The sequence below is a fragment of the Kocuria sp. CPCC 205261 genome, assembly GCF_040981025.1.
GTDB lineage: Bacteria > Actinomycetota > Actinomycetes > Actinomycetales > Micrococcaceae > Kocuria > Kocuria marina.
The window spans coordinates 511,591-529,683 of record NZ_JAVKPU010000001.1; the positions used below are offsets into that span (position 1 = coordinate 511,591).

The window sequence follows — 18,093 nt, forward strand, 5'->3', positions numbered from 1 at the left end:
GGGCTCTCCGCGGCGGGGCGCGAGGTGTTCACCATGTGACCTGCATCATGTACGCTGTGCGGTAGGACCAATGTGGTCTGACCACTCATCGTACGACTTGCCCGGACGTGGCGCACACCGCCCCGCCGAGACCACACTCTCGATCCGGGAACCACGGTTCCGATCCGGCCCCACCCCTTGGAGAACGCGTGAATACCTTTACCGCCGCCACCGACGCCGTGGGAGGCAGCGTCGGGCTGTCCGCCCTAGTCGGCTGCCTGCCCCTGCTGACCTTCTTCGTGATGCTGCTGGCCTTCAAGGCCAGCGCCTACGTGGCGGGTCTCATGTCCCTCGCCGTGGCCCTGCTGGTGGCCACCCTGGGCTTCGGCATGCCAGCGCACCTCGCCGCACTGACCGCCACCCAGGGCGCCGTCTACGGACTGTTCCCGATCGTGTGGATCGTGGTCATGGCCCTGTGGTTCTACCAGGTGACCGTGCTCTCCGGGCGTTTCGAGGACCTGCGCACCATCTTCGACACCATCGGGGGCGGTGACCTGCGCATCCAGGCCATGCTCATCGCGTTCTGCTTCGGCGGTCTGCTCGAGGCTCTCGCAGGCTTCGGCGCACCCGTGGCGATCACCGCCACGATGATCCTGGCCCTTGGGCTCAAGCCTCTCAAGACGGCCACGCTGGTGTTGATCGCCAACACCGCCCCCGTGGCCTTCGGCGCGATCGCGATCCCCATCACCACCGCGGGCACGCTCACGGACCTCGACCCGGCCCACATCGGTGCCGTGGTGGGTCACCAGGCCCCGTTCTTCGCGTTCGTGGTCCCCTTCTTCCTGCTGCTGATCGTCGACGGCGCCCGCGGTCTCAAGCAGGCCTGGCCCGCCGCCCTCGTGGTGGGCGGCAGCTTCGCGATCGCCCAGTGGTGGTGCGCCACGCACTTCTCGTACGAGCTCACCGACGTGGTGGCGTCCCTCGCCGGGCTCGCCGGTGTGGTGATCCTCATGCGCTTCTGGCGTCCCAAGGGCGCCGAGGCCGTGCGCGCGGACCTGGGCGTCTCCCGCCCGGAGGATGCTGCGGTGCTCACGGCCGGGCGCGTGTGGATGGCAGTGCTGCCCTACCTGCTGGTGGTGGCCGTCTTCGGCGTCGCCAAGCTCTGGACCGCCGGGGTCAATGTGCCCAAGGCGCTGGCGTCCACGGACGTCAAGATCCCGTGGCCCGGCCTGAACGGGCACCTGCTCAATGCCAAGGGCGAAGCCATTTCGGGCACGGTCTACTCTTTCCAGTGGCTCTCCAGCCCCGGCACGCTGCTGCTCATCACCGGCCTGCTGGTGGCCGTGATCTACGCCCTGTTCAACCACCACGGGATGTTCCGACTCTCGATCGCGGATGCCCTTGCCGAAATCGGACGCAGCTTCTGGAAGATGCGTTTCTCCGCCCTGACCATCATGTCCGTGCTGGCACTGGCCTACGTGATGAACTTCTCCGGCCAGACCCTGGCGATCGGCACGTTCGTGGCCGGTCTTGGCGCGGCGTTCGCGTTCTTCTCCCCCGTGCTGGGCTGGGTGGGCACCGCGGTCACCGGTTCGGACACGTCCGCCAACGCACTGTTCGCCAACCTGCAGAAGACCGCGGCCCTGGGGTCTGGGCTGGATCCGTACCTGATGACCGCCGCGAACACGTCCGGCGGTGTGGTGGGCAAGATGATCTCGCCGCAGTCACTGGCCATCGCGTCCTCAGCGGTGGGCATGCAGGGCAAGGAGTCTCAGATCTTCCGCTCCGTGGTCCCGTGGTCCCTGGGCATGCTGCTGGTGCTGTGCTGCCTGGTGTTCCTGCAGTCCAACGTGCTCGCATGGATGCTGCCCGCCGCCTGAGCACTCCTGAGATACCAGACCGTCCGGGCGCCGCGGAGCTGCGGGCACCCCGGGGACGCCGAGCACCATGGGGCTCAGCACGCCATGGCACCCGCAACCCTGTGGACACAGTGAGGAGCCCGGTCCGGCGGCACCTCGCCGCAACGGACCACGGACCCGCCCCGAGAGGAATCAATGAGCACCACCCCCGCCTACACCCTCGTGCTGGACTGGCTCGAACACCAGTTGCGCACGGGCGGGCTGCACGTGGGCGACAAGCTCCCCGCCGAACGCGCGCTCGCCGAGGACTTCGGCATCTCCCGGGCGTCGGTACGGGAGGCCGTGCGGATCCTCGCGGCCATGGGGCTCGTACGGACGGCCACGGGCTCGGGCCCGCAGTCCGGGGCCTCCGTTATCTCGGACCCCTCCGCGGCGCTCGGCTGGGCCCTGCGGATGCACATTGCCACCCGTTCCTTGCCGGTCGCGGACGTGGTGGGCACACGCGTGCTGCTGGAGAGCCACGCGAGTCTTGAGGCGGCGTCGTCGACCGATCCGCACCGGGACGAGATCCTTGCGCAGGCCGGCGAACTGCTCGACCGCATGGACGACCCCGAGGTGAGCGACGCCGAGTTCCACGCGCTGGACGCGCAGTTCCACGTGCGCCTCGCATCCCTGAGCGGGAATGTGGTGCTCGAGACGATCATGGCGTCCCTGCGCGAGGCCACGATCGGGTACGTCCAGGAGACGGTCGCGAAGGTCACGGGCTGGCCGGAGATCCGCGCGCACCTGCAGCAACAGCACCGCGCAATCCTGCGCGCGACCACCGAACGCGACGGCGCCCTGACCGCGCGCCTGCTGCGCGAGCACATCATGTGGTTCTACGGCTTCGTGCCGGATGCGACCGGCACGGCCGACTAGCACCGAGCCAACCACGACCGCGCCGAACAGGGCCGGGCCCGGCAGGACTGAACTGAACGGGACTGAGCCGGGTAGAAACCGAGCCGAACAGGACTGAACTGAACGGGACTGAGCCGGGTAGAAACCGAGCCGAACAGGACTGAACGGCCCGGCAGCGAACGGTCCCGAGACCGGCCACGACCGACCCGGGCGTCAGCGTCGGATCGATGAAGGGGCGCCGTTGACCCGCACGTCGGAAACTCCCCGGCACTCCCCTGAGAAGGGAAAAACCCCGGCGCCTCCTGGCCGGGAGGCGCCGGGGTCAGGCTTGCATCCGCCCTGGCCCGCTGACGCGACGGAGGACCTCGGAACTGCACGCGAGGTGATCCAGGCCTCGCGGAGCTCTGTCACAAGGGGGAACGAGGACCCCCGCCGCGAGTTCAGCGGTCCGCTCCTACTCGGGGCCGCACGCCGTACACTCGCTCGACCCCCGTGGAGCGGTGGACATCTCTTCCGATGTCCACCACTAACTGTGCCGTACCGGGGACCCGCGCCACCATGGCCATTCGGCCAGTCTTCGAGCGTGAACCTGAAGGTAACCTGGGAATCAGGTCAGGCGGGGGTACCGCTCGTCGTCCAGCTCGGGAGACACGAGGCCCCACTGGATGCCCGAGATCAGCACCTGGACCCGATCCCGCACCGCGAGTTTCTCGCACAGATGGGACACGTAGGCTTTCACACTGCCGTGCGAGACGGACATGCGCTCGGCGATCTCATTGTTGTTGAGCCCCTTGGCGATCCACTCGAGCGTTTCGAGTTCGCGCGGCGAGAGCTTGGGCGCGTCCGGGTGGGGTCCCCGGGGTGCGGGTTCGACGGCGTCGGCCGCCGCCGCGCGCAGGTGACCGCGGCGCACGGAGGGCACCGGGACGTCCCCCAGCACGTTGTTGGCCAGCGAGCTGGCCACGGACGGGGACAGCGCGAGTTCGTCCTCGCGGATCAGGCTCACGGCGGAGACGATCTCGTCGTGCCGGGCGTCCTTGACGAGGTACCCGGAGGCTCCCGCGCGCAGAGCGGGGACCACGTACTCGAGGGTCGAGAACGTGGTCAGCGCGAGCACCTTGGTCTCCGGGCAGCGCTGCACGATCTCCCCGGTGGCCTCGATCCCGTCCATCCCCGGCATACGGATGTCCATGAGCACCACGTCAGGGCGCAGTTCCAGGCACGTGGCCACGGCCTCCGCGCCGTCCGAGGCCTCCCCCGCGACCTCGAAACCCGGTTCCGCGCGGAACAGGTTCGCGAGGGCGTCACGCATGAGCGGATGATCGTCCACCAAGAGAAGCCTGCACAAATCCATGGCCTGATCATAAACTGAGCGCATGACTGAGCACTCGTCCCCCGTGACCACCACCACTTCGACCCGCACACGCTGGGTGCGCACCGCCACCGCGGCCCTGCTAAGCGGAGCCCTCATCCTCAGCGCGGCGCCGGCGCACGCCGCGTCCCCCACGGTCCCGCGCGGCCCCACGAACGTGATCTGCCACTACTGGCCCGTTCTCTGCCCCAACCGGTGATCCCGGGGGGTACTGCTATCGGGGTGGACCCCGCCCCTCGATCCGGCGGTATGCCGAGCTGGCTGCGCGTCGTCGTGGTGCTCTTCGCCGCGGTGGCACTGCTCGACGACCTGCGGTCCATGCCGTGGTCGTTCATGCCCCCGGCACCCGCCGTGCTCTCGAGCAGTTTCCTGGTCCTGAGCTACGGGGCCGTGGCGCTGCTCGCATGGTCGCCCCTCGCGAGCGCCGTGGCCATCACGCTGTCGTACGTGTTGGCCACGGTCTTGCACGACTACGCCCTGGCCCTGTTGTGCGGGTGCGTCGTGATGGTCGCGGTGCTCGCGATGCTCTCCCGCGGGACCGCGCTGGCCCACCTCGCGGTCACCGCCACGTGGATAGTCGTGTCTGCGGGGGTGCTGCGCAATTCCGATTTCGTGTGGACCGTGGGCATCCCCCTGGGTGTGTCCGCGCTGATCGGTGCGGCCGTGCGGTTCTTCGTGACCCAGTACCGGCTCAACACCCGCCGCCTCGCGGTTCTGGAGGTCACCCACCAGCGGCTGCGGGAGCAGGAACGGCTCGCCCTGGCCCGGGACCTGCACGACGTGGTCGCGCACGAACTGACCCTCGTGACCATGCAGGCTGCGGGGTCCCACCGGCAGCAGGACCCCGGGGAACTGCACCGCACGATCGACATGATGGACTCCGCCGCCCGCTCCGGGCTGCATGAGCTGCGCACGCTGCTGCACATCCTGCGGGACTCCCCCGGCGCCCCGGACGAGCGGGACAGCAGTTCCGGGCTCACCACGGGGTCCCTGTACGGCGTGGCCCGGGCACTCGCGGCGAGCCTCGAACGCGCCGCACTCGTGCCGGAGCTCGAACTGGGTGACGGCCTGGACGAGATCCCCACGTCCATCCGCGGCACCGCGGCCCGGGTGCTGCAGGAGGCCTCGACCAACATGATCAAGTACGCGCCCACGGGTTCCCGGTGCGCCCTGCGGGTGTTCGTCCGGGACGGCGCCGTGCACGTCCACGCCGAGAACCAGATCCGCCGGGGTGCCGGCACCGACTCCGGGCGCAGGGAACTGACCTCCGCGTTCGGGCTGCGCGGCATCCAGGAACGGGTCGCCCTGCTCAACGGTCAGGTGGAGTACGGTCCGCGCAATGCCGTGTGGCACCTGGACGTGCGGATCCCGGTCGCGTGAGTGACACCCCGGACGCCCCGAGGACCGGGACGGACGCGGTCGAGGCCGTGCGCGGCGTCGTCGTCACGATCCCACCGGGCGCGGTGCTCAGCTACGGGGACGTGGCGGAACTCGCGTGGTTGAGCACCCCGCGGCTCGCGGCGCGGATCATGGCCATGGGCCTGGCCGGGACGGACGTCCCGTGGTGGCGTGTGGTGCGCGCGGACGGCACGCTGCCCGACCACCTGCAGATCACTGCGCGGGAACACTACGAACGCGAGGGCACGCCCCTGCGCGAGACCGACGCCCATTGGGTCCGCGTGGATATGCGCACCGGGCGCTGGGACGGCCGGTGAGCACCGGCGCGTGAGCGCGCCGAGGCATCAGTCTCGACGAAGTAGGACCCGCGCTGCCGCCGACCTAGCGCCGGGCAGGATCCGTACTCGGCCGGATCAGTACTCGGGCGGGCCGGCGACCTCGAAGAACGGGCCGCGGGCGTCAAACACCCGACCGGTGAGCCGCTCGTACGCCTCCACGTAGCGCTCGCGTGTCTTGGCCACGACCTCCTCGGGCAGCTCGGGCACGGGGCCCTGGCCGTCCCATCCGGAGGCGTCCGAGCGCAACCAGTCCCGCACGTACTGTTTGTCGAAGGACGGTTGCGGGCGGCCCGGCTTGTAGGTCTCCAGGTCCCAGAACCGTGAGGAGTCCGGGGTGAGCACCTCGTCCCCCAGGGTGATGGCCCCGCGGTAGGAGTCCAGGCCGAACTCCACCTTGGTGTCCGCCACGATGATCCCCCGCTCCCGGGCGATCCGCTCGGCGCTCGAGTAGATCTTCAGGGACAGCTCCCGCAACCGGTCCGCCACGGAATTGCCCACCACGTTCGCCATTTCCTGATATGTGATGGGCTCGTCGTGCTCCCCCAGTTCGGCCTTGCCCGTGGGGGTGAAGATGGGCTGCTCCAGCCGGTCGCCGTCCTCGAGGCCCTCCGGCAGCTCGATCCCGCACACCGACCCGGTGGCGCGGTAGTCCTTGAGCCCGGAGCCGGTGAGATACCCGCGCACGATGTTCTCCACGGGAAACATGGACAGGTTCTTGCACACGACCGCGCGACCGCGCACGGACTCGTGAACGTCCGTGGTCAGGATGTGGTTCGCGATTCCGTCCAACTGCTGGAACCACCACAGGGACAACTGGGTGAGGATGACGCCCTTGTCCGGGATGGTGGTGGGCAGCACCTGGTCGAACGCGGAGATCCGGTCGCTCGCGACCACGAGCACGGCACCGGCCCGGTACTCGGCGTCGTCGTGGATCGCCACACCCGTGGCGCTGAGGCGGGACTCGTCCGGGACGTAGAGTTCCCGAACCTTGCCGGAGTAGACGTGCTTCCAGCCCGGGATCTCGAGGGGTGTGCCGTGCTCGCTCATGCCTGCTCCTCTGCTGTGGTCGCGGTGGGCGCCCCGGTGCGACCCGGCGTCCCGCCCGGGGCGTCCGTGGTGCCGGGACCCGGTTGGCCCCCGGGGGCCGTGATCCGTCCCTCGGACGCGGCCAGTGCGATGTCGGTGCGGTAGTGCGATCCGGGAAGGGTGATGCGCTCCATCCCACGATAGCCACGCTCGCGCGCTTCCCGCAGGTCCGCCCCGCGGGAGACGACGGCGAGCACACGCCCGCCCGCCGAGACGATCTCCCCGGCGGCGTTGCGATCTGTGCCGGCATGGATGACCCACGTGTCCGGGTCCTGGGCAGCCTCGGCCAGCCCCGTGATCACGTCCCCCTTGCGCGGGGCGCCCGGGTAGTTGTGGGCCGCGAGCACGATGGTCACGGACGCGCCGGAGGCCCACTGGAGCTCCTCGCGCTCGGACAACCGGCCCTGCGCGGCGTCGCGCAGCAGTTCGCCCAGCGGGGTTTCGAGCACCGCCAGGACGGACTGGGTCTCGGGATCGCCGAAGCGCGCGTTGAACTCGATGACCTGGATGCCGCGCTCGGTCACGGCGAGACCGCAGTAGAGCACCCCCACGAAGGGGGTGCCGCGGCGTCGCAGTTCGTCGATCACGGGGCGGGCCACGCGGCGCACAACCTCGTCCGTGAACCCCTCGGGCAGCCACTCGAGCGGCGTGTAGGCGCCCATGCCACCCGTGTTGGGGCCCTGGTCACCGTCGCGGACGCGCTTGAAGTCCTGGGCGGGTTGCAGTGGGACCACGTTCTCGCCGTCGCTGAGCACGAACAGGGACACTTCCGGGCCGTCCAGGAACTCCTCGACGACCACGGCACCGCCCGCGTCCAGGCATTCGCGCGCGTGGGCCTCGGCACGGTCCCGGTCCGGCGTGACCACCACACCCTTGCCCGCGGCCAACCCGTCGTCCTTAACCACGTAGGGCGCACCGAAACGTTCGAAGGCCGCCCGCACGTCCGCGAGATCCGTCGTGGCCACCGATCGCGCGGTGGGGACACCCGCCGCCGCCATGATCTCCTTGGCGAACGCCTTGGAGCCCTCGATCCGCGCGGCCTGTGCGGACGGACCGAACACGGGGATGCCCGCACGGGTGAGGGCGTCCGCGACACCGGCGACGAGCGGTGCCTCCGGTCCCACGACCACGAGGTCCGCGTCCAACTCCCGAGCCAGCGCGACCACGGCCTCCGGGTCCTGCGCGTTGAGGGGATGTACCGGGACGTCCTGGGCGATCCCCTGGTTACCGGGTGCGCTGTGCACCTCGCTGACGTGCGGGTCCCGTAGCAGGGACGTGATCATCGCGTGTTCGCGGCCCCCTGGGCCCACCACCAAAACCTTCACGCGCTCAGCGTATCGGCCACAGCCCCCGCCCGGGCAACGATTGCGCGGGCCACGCTGCCATACTGGAAGGTATGCAGACCTTCAGCTCGGACCAGGCCGTGGAACTCGCCGTGGTGCAACGCAGCGGCTTCGTGGAGTCCCGGCACAGCGGATCCGCCGTGGTGCTGGCACCTGACGGATCCGTGGCGTTCTCCGTGGGCGCTCCGGACGAGGCGATCTTCCCGCGCTCGACCCTCAAGCCGTTCCAGGCGATCGCCGCGATGAAGGCCGGGGCCCCGCTGCGCGGCGAGCAGGTGGCGATCGCGGCGGCGTCGCACACCGCCACGTTCGACCACCTGGACGCGGTCAACTCGATCCTCAAGGCGGCCGAGCTGGGCCCCGAGGCGCTGCAGTGCCCGCCGGACTGGCCCCAGGACGAGGACACGCGCGCGTGGTTGATCCGCACCGAACGCGGCCGCAACCGCATGTGCATGAACTGTTCAGGCAAGCACGCGGCGTTCCTGCTCGCGTGCGTGACCAACGGGTGGCCCATCGACTCCTACCTGAATCCCGAGCACCCGCTGCAGCAGCTCGTGATCGAGACCATCGAGGAGTTCTCCGGCGAGCGCGCCCAGCACGTGGGCGTGGACGGCTGCGGTGCACCGCTCACGGCGATCACCCTCACCGGCCTCGCCCGCATGTACTCCACGCTGGGGCGCGCCGCACGCAACGTCCAGGCTGACGCCCGCGCCGCGACCGTGGCCACGTCCATGCTCGACTACCCCGAGTACGTCCAGGGCCCGGGGCGTTCGAACACCGTGATCATGGAGGAGCTGGACGTGATCACCAAGCTCGGCGCGGAGGGCGTGCTGGGGCTGGGCACCCGTTCCGGGTGGTCCGTGGCCATCAAGATGCTGGACGGTTCCTCGCGCGCCAACTCACTCGTGGGCCTCACGCTGCTCGCGCACGCGGGTGCTGTTTCCCGGGCCGACGCCGATCGCGTCCTCGAACGCGTCACGCACCCGATCACCGGGGCCGGGCGGCCCGTGGGTGCCATCGAGCTCGCCGAGCCGCTGCGGGAACTCCTGGGCTGACCGCCCCCCCGATCCTCAATCCGAGATCCACGATCCCAGAGGTGGGCCATGACAATCCGACGCAAGGTCGATCCGGCGGACGGCAGCCTCGCGCTCGCGCGCTGGCGCCAATCCCCTGACGAGGCCGACCGCCGCACCACGGCCACCGCGGTGCGCTACTGCCTCGAGGAACTCGCGAGTCGCGCGGAGGGCAATTCCGTGGAGGTGCGCGTGCCGCCCTTCGGCGTGACCCAGTGCGTCCCCGGTCCGCGCCACACGCGCGGCACCCCACCCAACGTGGTGGAGACCGACGCCACCACGTGGCTCGCGCTCGCGACCGGACGCGCACGGTGGACCGACAGCGTCCGCGAGGGCAGCGTCGCGGCGTCCGGGACGCGCACCGACCTCAGCGCGTGGCTCCCGCTGTTCAGCTGAGGCAGCACCCACGCCCCACCGACGACATCGCGTGGCCCGCGCACGCCCGGATGCGCGATAACCTGGAAACCATGAGTGCCGCCGATCCCGAGACGCCCGCGCCCGCCCCGCAGCCCGGTTCCGCCACCGAACGGATGACGGTGCGCCGCGCCCCCAACATGGTCGCGTTCCTCATCACGGGCGCGGCCGTCGGGGCCATCGCGGGACTGCTCGTGGGGGCGCTGGGCCCCGGATCGCTCGCCTACACCCGCGGGGCCATCATCGGGTTCTTCCTCATAACGTTCCTGATCGTGGGTGCGACCGTGGGTGCCGTGGTGGCACTCGTCCTGGACCGGATCTCCCTCAAACGCTCCCGGCACGTGAGCGCGGAGGTCCAGGATCTTCACGGGGCGGACGAGCGCCCCGGCACATGAGACACTGTCTGCGTGGTTCGAGCTGACGGAAAACTCTCTCATGACCTCTTGCCCGGAGAAAAAGGCCCCCAGGACGCGTGCGGCGTGTTCGGCGTGTGGGCCCCGGGCGAGGACGTCGCCAAATTGACGTACTACGGCCTGTACGCGCTGCAACACCGCGGGCAGGAGTCCGCGGGCATCGCGACGTCCGACGGGGAACGGATCTCGGTCTACAAGGACATGGGGCTCGTGTCCCAGGTCTTCGACGAGACCACGCTCAACACCCTCAAGGGGTACCTGGCCGTGGGACATGCGCGCTACTCCACCACGGGTGCGTCCCACTGGGCCAATGCCCAGCCCACCCTGGGTGCCACCCCGCACGGCACGCTCGCGCTCGCGCACAACGGCAACCTGACCAACTCCGCCGAGCTCTACGACCTGCTGCTCGACAAGTCCGGGTTCCCGTCCCGCGGTGAGATCGCCCGGGGCAACACCACGGACACCGCGTTGATCACCGCGCTGCTCGCGGAGCACCCCCTAAACTCGCTCGAAGAGGCGGCCATGATGCTGCTGCCCCGGCTCGTGGGGTCCTTCTGTCTCACGTTCATGGACGAGGCCACACTCTACGCCGCGCGCGATCCCCTGGGCGTGCGTCCCCTCGTGCTGGGCCGACTGGAACGCGGCTGGGTCGTGGCCTCCGAGACCGCTGCGCTGGACATCGTGGGCGCCTCCCTCGTGCGCGAGGTGGAACCCGGTGAGTTCATCGCAATCGACGAGAACGGCCTGCGTTCGCGCCGTTTCGCGGAGGCGAAGCCCGCGGGGTGCGTGTTCGAGTACGTGTACCTGGCCCGCCCCGACACCACGATCGCCGGGCGCTCCGTGTACGAGTCCCGCGTGGAGATGGGCCGACAACTCGCGCGCGAGCACGCCGTGAACGCGGACCTCGTGATGCCCACCCCCGAGTCCGGGACCCCCGCCGCGATCGGATACGCGGAGGCCTCGGGCATCCCGTTCGGACACGGACTCGTGAAGAACTCCTACGTGGGCCGCACGTTCATCGAGCCCTCGGACACCATCCGTCAGCTCGGGATCCGGCTCAAGCTCAACCCCCTGCGTTCGATCGTGGCGGGCAAGCGCCTGGTGGTCGTGGACGACTCGATCGTGCGCGGCAACACCCAGCGGGCCCTCGTGCGCATGCTGCGTGAAGCGGGGGCGGCGGAGATCCACGTGCGGATCTCCTCCCCGCCCATCAAGTGGCCGTGCTTCTACGGCATCGACTTCGCGTCCCCCGCGGAGCTGATCGCCAACGGGCTCGCCGTGGAGGACGTCCGCGCCTCCCTGGGCGCCGATTCCCTGGGGTACATCTCCGAGGAGGGGATGATCGAGGCCACCGCCCGCCCCCGTCCCACCCTGTGCACCGCGTGCTTCTCGGGTGATTACCCCACGGCCCTGCCCAAGGCGGACCGGCTCGGCAAGTCCGTGCTGGAATCCCCCGGGGCCCACGCGGAACCCTCCGAGGACCTCGTGGACCCAGCACCGCGCACCGACACCGCCCACGAGGAGACCACCGCATGAGCCAGTCCCGAGCCCACGGCACGGAAGCCGTCACCTACGCGAGCGCGGGGGTGGACGTCGAGGCCGGGGACCGCGCCGTCGAACTCATGAAGTCCGCCGTGAAGGCGACCCACACGTCCGGCGTGGTGGGCGGCGTGGGCGGCTTCGCCGGGCTCTTCGACGTCTCCGAGCTCACCGGCTACCGCAAGCCCTACCTGGCCACGTCCACGGACGGCGTGGGCACCAAGGTCGCGATCGCCCAGTCCCTGGACGTCCACGACACCATCGGGTGGGACCTCGTGGGCATGGTCGTGGACGACATCGTGGTCGTGGGCGCCAAGCCGCTGTTCATGACCGACTACATCGCGACCGGCAAGGTGGTCCCGGAACGCATCGCGGACATCGTGCGGGGCATCGCCGCGGCGTGCGAGGCCGCGGGCACCGCCCTCGTGGGCGGAGAGACCGCCGAGCACCCCGGGCTGCTAGGCGTGGACGAGTACGACGTCGCCGGTGCGGCCACCGGCGTGATCGAGGCGGACGAACTGCTCGGCCCGCAGCGCGTGCGTGACGGGGACGTCGTGATCGGCATGGCGTCCTCCGGGCTGCACTCCAACGGGTACTCCTTGGTGCGCCGGGTCATCAACGTGGCCGGTTGGCAGCTGGACCGCCAGGTCAGCGAACTGGGCCGGACCCTGGGCGAGGAACTGCTCGAACCCACGCGCGTCTACGCGGCGGACGTCCTGGACCTCGCGCGGGCGTTCCCCGTGAACGGTCCGGACGGCACCACGGGCCACGGCGTGCGCGGCTTCTCCCACGTGACCGGCGGTGGTCTCGCGGCCAACCTGGCGCGTGTTCTGCCCGCGGACCTGCAGGCCACGGTGGAGCGCTCCACGTGGTCCCTGCCGCCCGTGTTCCAGCTCGTGGCGCAGCTCGGTCAGGTGCCCCTGGCGGACCTCGAGCGCACGCTCAACCTGGGCGTGGGCATGGTCGCGATCGTGGACCCCGCCGTGGCCGACGCCGCCGTGGCCCACCTCACCGAATGCGGGCTGCCGTCCTGGATCATGGGCCGCGTGGGTCCCGTGGACCCGGATGCCTCCCGCCACGGCAGTGACTGGGTGCAAGGCGCCAAGGGCGTGGCCGGCGGCGGCGTGCTCATGACAGGTGACTACGCCCTCTGAGCGCGCACCGAGCGCCCGCGACGCGACGGGCACGCAACGAACCGCCCACACGCTCGTGTGGGCGGTTCCTTGCTCTGCTGGTCACGATGACGACGCCGCCGCGGTGGCGCGGCGAGCGGATCAGTCGTAGTCCGAGTACTTCTCCGCGTAGGTCGAGTAGTCGTCCTCATCCTCGGGACGTTCCTCGTGATCCATGGCTCGGGAGGACGGTTTGCTGCTGCGCAACTCCCGCTGCAACGCCGAATAGTCGGTCTGCGGGCTGAAGTACTTCATCTCCCGCGCCTGTCGTGTCGCCTTCGCCTTTTGACGGCCGCGCCCCATGGCGTGACCCCCTCTGCGTCTCGTGTCCGATCGGCGGTACCGTGTTGAGCACACAGTACGGCCCCGGAGTGTCTTGTCAGTTTTTCGTGTGTCCAGGGTACATGTTTTGTACGCTTCTCGCGCACCCGCACCCCGTGCGTCCACCCCGGGCGAATCCCGGGCCCTCACGGCGTCGTTCGAGGAAACTCGCGCGGCGAATTCGGCCGGTACAGTGAAACGGCCCCGGCGGCACAGTCCGCACATTCCCCGCACCAGAGCAGGTTCGCCATGAGCTCATCCCCGCGGAGGGTCCCGCCCTCCGAGAGTCCGTATCCCCATGACACCCACCCGGGCCTGGTCCCCGGGGTCTCGGTGGAGGAGCAGCGGGTGCGCTACCGCACGGACAAGATCACGTTCGGGGTCGCCGGAGCACTGATCGTGGGGTTCGTGGTGTGGGGTGCGGGCTCCACCGAATCGCTCACCACGGTGTCCAAGGGCGCACTGGACGCGGTGGTGACCTACGGCGGATGGGTCTTCACCCTGCTGGCCGCCGTGATGCTGTTGTTCCTGCTCTTCGTGGGGTTCTCACGCTACGGCCGGATCCCTCTGGGCAAGGACGGCGAGGAACCGGCCTACTCCATGGGGTCGTGGATCGCCATGCTCTTCGCGGCGGGGATGGGCGTGGGGCTCATCTTCTTCGGTGTCTACGAACCCGTCACGTACTACATGACCCCTCCCCCGGGACGCGCCGCGGCGGAGAGCTACCACGCGATGCATTCCGCACTCGCACAGACCATCTTCCACTGGGGACTGCAGGCGTGGGCCATCTACGCGCTCGTGGGGGCGGCCGTGGGCTACGCGGGCTATCGCCGTGGGCGGCCCCTGCTGATGTCCGCGATCTTCGGCCAGCGCGCGCACCTGAGCGTAGGCGGGCGGCTCATCGACATGTTCGCGATCGTGGGCATCCTCTTCGCGACCTCCGCCTCCCTGGGATTGGGCACGCTGCAGATCGGCCGCGGTCTGCAGATCATCACCGGTCTCGGTGAGGTGGGCAACGCGGTGCTGATCGCGATCATCGCGGTGCTCACGTGCGTGTTCCTGATCTCCGCGGTCTCCGGCGTGGCCAAGGGGATCCGCAGGCTCTCGAACTTCAACATGGTGCTCGCGGCCGTGGTCGCGTTCTTCCTGTTCGTGGCGGGCCCCACCGTGTTCCTGCTGAACTTCATCCCCTCGGTCGTGGGCACATACTTCGGTGAGATGTTCCAGATGCTGTCCCTCTCCGCGTCCTGGGGCACGGAGGCCGAGGAATTCATGCGCTCGTGGACCCTGTTCTACTGGGCATGGTGGGTTTCGTGGGCGCCGTTCGTGGGCGTGTTCGTGGCCCGCATCTCCCGCGGGCGCACCCTGCGCCAGTATGTGAGCGTGGTACTGCTGGCACCCACCGTGATCTGTGTGCTCGCGTTCTCGGTCTTCGGCGGCACTGCCATCTGGTTGCAGCGCGACGGCGTGGACATCGCGGGTGCCGCGTCCCCCGAGGACATGCTCTTCCGCGTCCTGGATGCCCTGCCGTTCGCGCAGATCACGCCCATTGCGATCATCGTGCTGCTGGCCGTCTTCTTCATTACGTCCGCGGACTCCGCGACGCTCGTGATGGCGTCCATGTCCCAGCAGGGCAAGCCCGAACCGGACCGGAAGATCATCATCTTCTGGGGTGTGGCCCTGGCCGGGGTGTCCTCCGTGATGCTCGCGGTGGGCGGGGCGAACGCCCTGCAGGGTCTGCAGGACCTCGTGACCGTGGCGGCCCTGCCGTTCGCGGTGATCCTGCTGGCCCTGATCCCGGCGTTCCTGCGGGACCTCTCCACCGATCCCATGAGTCTGCGCCACCACTACGCGCGCACGGCGCTCGACAACGCGGTACGCCAGGGCATGGACGAGCACGGGGACGATTTCGCCCTGGAGGTCCGCCACCAGGAGGGCCCCGCCGCGGCCGGTCACGACGTGGACTCCACGGGGGAGCGCATGAGTTCGTGGTACCAGCGCACCGACGAGAACGGTCAGCCCGTGGAGTACGACTACCGTCAGGACACCTACGTGGACGATCAGCCGGCCGCGGGCGAGAGGCCCACCGTGGATGAGCGGTCGCCCCGGAACGGACGACCGCCCGAGCAGCACTAGGCTCCTCGGGCGGTCGCGGTCACCGCGGACGCATCCGCGGTGGCCGGGGTGTCACTCGTCGATGATCTCCGCGTCCACGACGTCGTCGCCGCTGTCCCGCGCCGCGGCGTCGTGGGCGTGCGCGGCGTCGTCGTCCTGCGGGTCGTCGCCGTGCGAAGCGGTGACAGTCAGGCCGTCCTGGGCGACGTCCGGGTTGACGTCCACGAGCACGGTGTCCCCGTCCGTGATGGCGCCGGAGAGCAGACCGCGCGCCAAGCGGTCACCGATCTCGCGCTGCACGAGCCGACGCAGCGGGCGGGCACCGTAGGCGGGGTCGTAGCCCGTGATACCCAGCCACTCGCTAGCCCCGGGCGTGACCTCCAAGGACAGGCGCCGCTGCTCGAGACGGTGCGCGAGCTGGGCCACCTGGATGTCCACGATCTTGGCCAGGTCCTCGGTGCTCAGCGGGTCGAACATGATGATGTCGTCCAACCGGTTGAGGAACTCCGGCTTGAACGAGGCGTTGACCACGCCCATCACGGCGTTCTTCTTGGCCTCCTCGTCCATGGTGGGATCCACCAGGAACTGGCTGCCCATGTTCGAGGTCAGGATCAGGATCACGTTGCGGAAGTCCACCGTGCGGCCCTGCCCGTCGGTCAGGCGACCGTCGTCCAGGACCTGCAGCAGGATGTCGAAGACCTCGGGATGGGCCTTTTCGACCTCGTCGAGCAGCACCACCGAGTACGGACGACGCCGCACGGCCTCGGTCAGCTGCCCGCCCTCGTCGTAGCCCACGTACCCCGGAGGGGCACCGACCAGGCGTGAGACGGAGTGCTTCTCCGAGTACTCGGACATGTCGATGCGGATCAGGGCGCGCTCGTCGTCGAACTGGAAGTCCGCGAGGGACTTGGCCAGCTCGGTCTTGCCCACGCCCGTGGGACCCAGGAACAGGAACGAGCCGATGGGGCGGTCCGGGTCCGAGATCCCCGCGCGGGAACGCCGTACGGCGTCCGCGACCGCACTCACGGCCGGCTTCTGCCCGATCAGGCGCTTGCCCAGCAGCTGCTCCATGTGCAGCAGCTTGTCGGACTCGCCCTGCAGCATCTTGCCCGCGGGGATACCGGTCCACGCGGAGATCACCTCGGCGATGTCGTCCGCGGTAACCTCCTCCGAGACCATGGTGTCATGCCGCGCCCCGGCCTCCTCCTGCGCCTGTGCGGCGTCCAGGTCCTTCTGCAGAGCCGGGATCTCGCCGTACAGCAAGCGGGAGGCCTCCCCCAGGTCACCGTTGCGCTGGGCGCGTTCGGCCTGCGAGCGCAGGTCGTCGATCTGCGCCTTGAGGTCACCCACGCGGTTGAGTCCGGCCTTCTCGGCCTCCCACCGCGCGTTGAGGGCATCCAGCTCGGCCTCCTTGTCCGCCTTGTCCTGGCGCAGAGCGGCCAGACGTTCGACGGACGCGGGGTCTGTCTCCCCGTCCAGGGCCAGTTCCTCCATGGTCAAGCGGTCCACGGAGCGGCGCAGCTCGTCGATCTCCTCCGGGGCGGAATCGATCTCCATGCGCAACCGGGACGCGGCCTCGTCAATCAGGTCGATGGCCTTGTCCGGGAGCTGACGGCTGGGGATGTAACGCTGGGACAGTTGGGCGGCGGCAACGAGGGCCGAATCCGCGATCTGCACCTTGTGGTGCGCCTCGTAACGCTCCTTCAACCCGCGCAGGATCGCCACGGTGTCCTCGACCGAGGGCTCCCCCACGTAGACCTGCTGGAACCGACGCTCCAGGGCGGCGTCCTTCTCGATGTTCTCGCGGTACTCGTCCAGCGTGGTGGCACCAATCAGGCGCAGCTCACCGCGGGCCAGCATGGGCTTGAGCATGTTGCCCGCGTCCATGGACCCCTCGGACGCACCCGCGCCCACGACCGTGTGGATCTCGTCGATGAAGGTGACGATCTGACCCTCGGACTTCTTGATCTCGTCCAGGACGGCCTTGAGGCGTTCCTCGAACTCCCCGCGGTACTTGGCGCCGGCCACCATGGACCCCAGGTCCAGGGAGATCAGCGTCTTGCCGCGCAGCGACTCGGGTACGTCCCCTGCGACCATGCGCTGGGCGAGACCCTCGACCACGGCGGTCTTACCCACACCGGGCTCACCGATCAGCACGGGGTTGTTCTTGGTCCGGCGCGAGAGCACCTGGACCACGCGGCGGATCTCCGAGTCACGCCCGATCACGGGATCGAGCTTCCCCTCGCGGGCGATCGCCGTGAGGTCCGTGCCGAACTTCTCGAGGGATTGGAAGGTCCCCTCCGGGTCCGGGCTGGTGACCCGGCGGTCACCGCGCACCTGCGGGATGGCCTGTGCGAGCGCCTCCGTGGTCACGCCCGCAGCCTGCAGCGCCTCGGCGGTCTTGTCGCGTCCCGCGGCCAGACCGTAGAGCAGGTGCTCGGTGGAGACGTACTCGTCCTTGAGTTCACGCGCGTAGTTCTCCGCAGCCTGCAGTGCCTGCAGCGCGGTGCGGCTCAGCTGGGGCTGGGCCGTAGAGCTCCCGGATGCGCTGGGCATCTCGTGGATGATGTTGCTCGCCTTGATGGACACGGCGTCCGCGTTGGCACCGGTGGCCTGTAGGACGGCGACGGCCACGCCGTCGCGCTGGTCCATGAGCGCCTTGAGGACGTGGGCGGGCTCGATGTTGGGGTTGCCCGCGGTCGCGGCGTTCGACGCTGCAGCGCTCAGGGCTTCTTGGGACTTGGTCGTGAACTTGGTGTCCACGGCGGCTCCTT

16 protein-coding genes are annotated in these 18,093 nt (G+C 69.5%); 11 read left to right on the plus strand and 5 right to left on the minus strand.

The window, feature by feature from the left end:
- The first annotated feature begins 188 nt into the window (after nt 1-188).
- Together RF646_RS02370 and RF646_RS02375 are read left to right on the plus strand one after the other, a co-directional pair.
- Complete coding sequence (locus RF646_RS02370; RefSeq protein ID WP_368835092.1) at nt 189-1,859, plus strand: L-lactate permease; 1,671 nt, start codon at nt 189-191, stop codon at nt 1,857-1,859.
- Nucleotides 1,860-2,033: 174 nt separating this feature from the next.
- The gene (locus RF646_RS02375) at nt 2,034-2,756 is read left to right on the plus strand and encodes a FadR/GntR family transcriptional regulator (protein ID WP_035964141.1); all 723 of its coding nucleotides are present in this window, start codon (nt 2,034-2,036) and stop codon (nt 2,754-2,756) included.
- Between the two features lie 586 nt (nt 2,757-3,342).
- Here the strand turns inward: RF646_RS02375 and RF646_RS02380 are convergent.
- Nucleotides 3,343-4,065: a response regulator gene (locus RF646_RS02380; protein WP_368835093.1), complete on the minus strand. Its 723-nt coding sequence runs from the start codon at nt 4,063-4,065 to the stop codon at nt 3,343-3,345.
- A gap of 46 nt (nt 4,066-4,111) precedes the next feature.
- Between RF646_RS02380 and RF646_RS02385 the strand changes: the two genes are divergently transcribed.
- Genes RF646_RS02385 through RF646_RS02395 form a run of 3 tightly spaced genes read left to right on the plus strand, consistent with a single transcriptional unit; the run spans nt 4,112 to nt 5,822 of the window.
- Nucleotides 4,112-4,306 (plus strand): hypothetical protein, encoded by a 195-nt coding sequence (locus RF646_RS02385; RefSeq protein ID WP_064846363.1) that lies wholly within the window; start codon nt 4,112-4,114, stop codon nt 4,304-4,306.
- A 50-nt stretch (nt 4,307-4,356) separates the two neighbouring features.
- Nucleotides 4,357-5,487, plus strand: a complete 1,131-nt coding sequence (locus tag RF646_RS02390; protein WP_144931717.1) for a sensor histidine kinase — start codon at nt 4,357-4,359, stop codon at nt 5,485-5,487.
- The gene (locus RF646_RS02395) at nt 5,484-5,822 is read left to right on the plus strand and encodes an MGMT family protein (RefSeq protein WP_260849355.1); all 339 of its coding nucleotides are present in this window, start codon (nt 5,484-5,486) and stop codon (nt 5,820-5,822) included. The genes RF646_RS02390 and RF646_RS02395 overlap by 4 nt, the downstream gene beginning before the upstream one ends.
- Before the next feature lie 96 nt (nt 5,823-5,918).
- Here the strand turns inward: RF646_RS02395 and RF646_RS02400 are convergent, their stop codons facing one another.
- Together RF646_RS02400 and purD are read right to left on the minus strand one after the other, a co-directional pair.
- The gene (locus RF646_RS02400; protein ID WP_085106185.1) at nt 5,919-6,890 is read right to left on the minus strand and encodes a phosphoribosylaminoimidazolesuccinocarboxamide synthase; all 972 of its coding nucleotides are present in this window, start codon (nt 6,888-6,890) and stop codon (nt 5,919-5,921) included.
- Entirely contained in the window at nt 6,887-8,254 is a 1,368-nt protein-coding gene (purD, locus tag RF646_RS02405) for a phosphoribosylamine--glycine ligase (protein ID WP_368835094.1), read from the minus strand. Before purD ends, RF646_RS02400 begins: the two co-directional genes overlap by 4 nt.
- Nucleotides 8,255-8,325: 71 nt before the next feature.
- Here purD and RF646_RS02410 point away from each other — a divergent pair, with 71 nt between their 5' ends.
- The 5 genes from RF646_RS02410 (at nt 8,326) to purM (ending at nt 12,865) form a co-directional block, all read left to right on the plus strand.
- Nucleotides 8,326-9,327, plus strand: coding sequence for an asparaginase (locus RF646_RS02410; RefSeq protein ID WP_368835095.1), 1,002 nt, complete (start codon nt 8,326-8,328; stop codon nt 9,325-9,327).
- Nucleotides 9,328-9,375: 48 nt separating this feature from the next.
- Nucleotides 9,376-9,741: a sterol carrier family protein gene (locus tag RF646_RS02415; protein ID WP_368835096.1), complete on the plus strand. Its 366-nt coding sequence runs from the start codon at nt 9,376-9,378 to the stop codon at nt 9,739-9,741.
- Between the two features lie 71 nt (nt 9,742-9,812).
- Nucleotides 9,813-10,154, plus strand: coding sequence for a hypothetical protein (locus RF646_RS02420; protein WP_368835097.1), 342 nt, complete (start codon nt 9,813-9,815; stop codon nt 10,152-10,154).
- 12 nt (nt 10,155-10,166) lie between these two features.
- On the plus strand, nt 10,167-11,708 hold the full coding sequence (purF, locus tag RF646_RS02425; protein WP_206398634.1) for an amidophosphoribosyltransferase: 1,542 nt from the start codon (nt 10,167-10,169) through the stop codon (nt 11,706-11,708).
- The gene (gene purM / locus RF646_RS02430; RefSeq protein WP_368835098.1) at nt 11,705-12,865 is read left to right on the plus strand and encodes a phosphoribosylformylglycinamidine cyclo-ligase; all 1,161 of its coding nucleotides are present in this window, start codon (nt 11,705-11,707) and stop codon (nt 12,863-12,865) included. The genes purF and purM overlap by 4 nt, the downstream gene beginning before the upstream one ends.
- 120 nt (nt 12,866-12,985) lie before the next feature.
- Here purM and RF646_RS02435 read toward each other — a convergent pair whose 3' ends face one another.
- Nucleotides 12,986-13,186 (minus strand): DUF3073 domain-containing protein, encoded by a 201-nt coding sequence (locus tag RF646_RS02435; RefSeq protein WP_064846353.1) that lies wholly within the window; start codon nt 13,184-13,186, stop codon nt 12,986-12,988.
- A 267-nt stretch (nt 13,187-13,453) separates the two neighbouring features.
- On the opposite strand from RF646_RS02435, the gene RF646_RS02440 reads away from it, so the two are divergent.
- On the plus strand, nt 13,454-15,340 hold the full coding sequence (locus RF646_RS02440; RefSeq protein WP_368835099.1) for a BCCT family transporter: 1,887 nt from the start codon (nt 13,454-13,456) through the stop codon (nt 15,338-15,340).
- A 51-nt stretch (nt 15,341-15,391) separates the two neighbouring features.
- Here RF646_RS02440 and clpB read toward each other — a convergent pair whose 3' ends face one another.
- Entirely contained in the window at nt 15,392-18,082 is a 2,691-nt protein-coding gene (gene clpB, locus RF646_RS02445) for an ATP-dependent chaperone ClpB (RefSeq protein WP_162228484.1), read from the minus strand.
- Between the last annotated feature and the right edge of the window lie 11 nt (nt 18,083-18,093).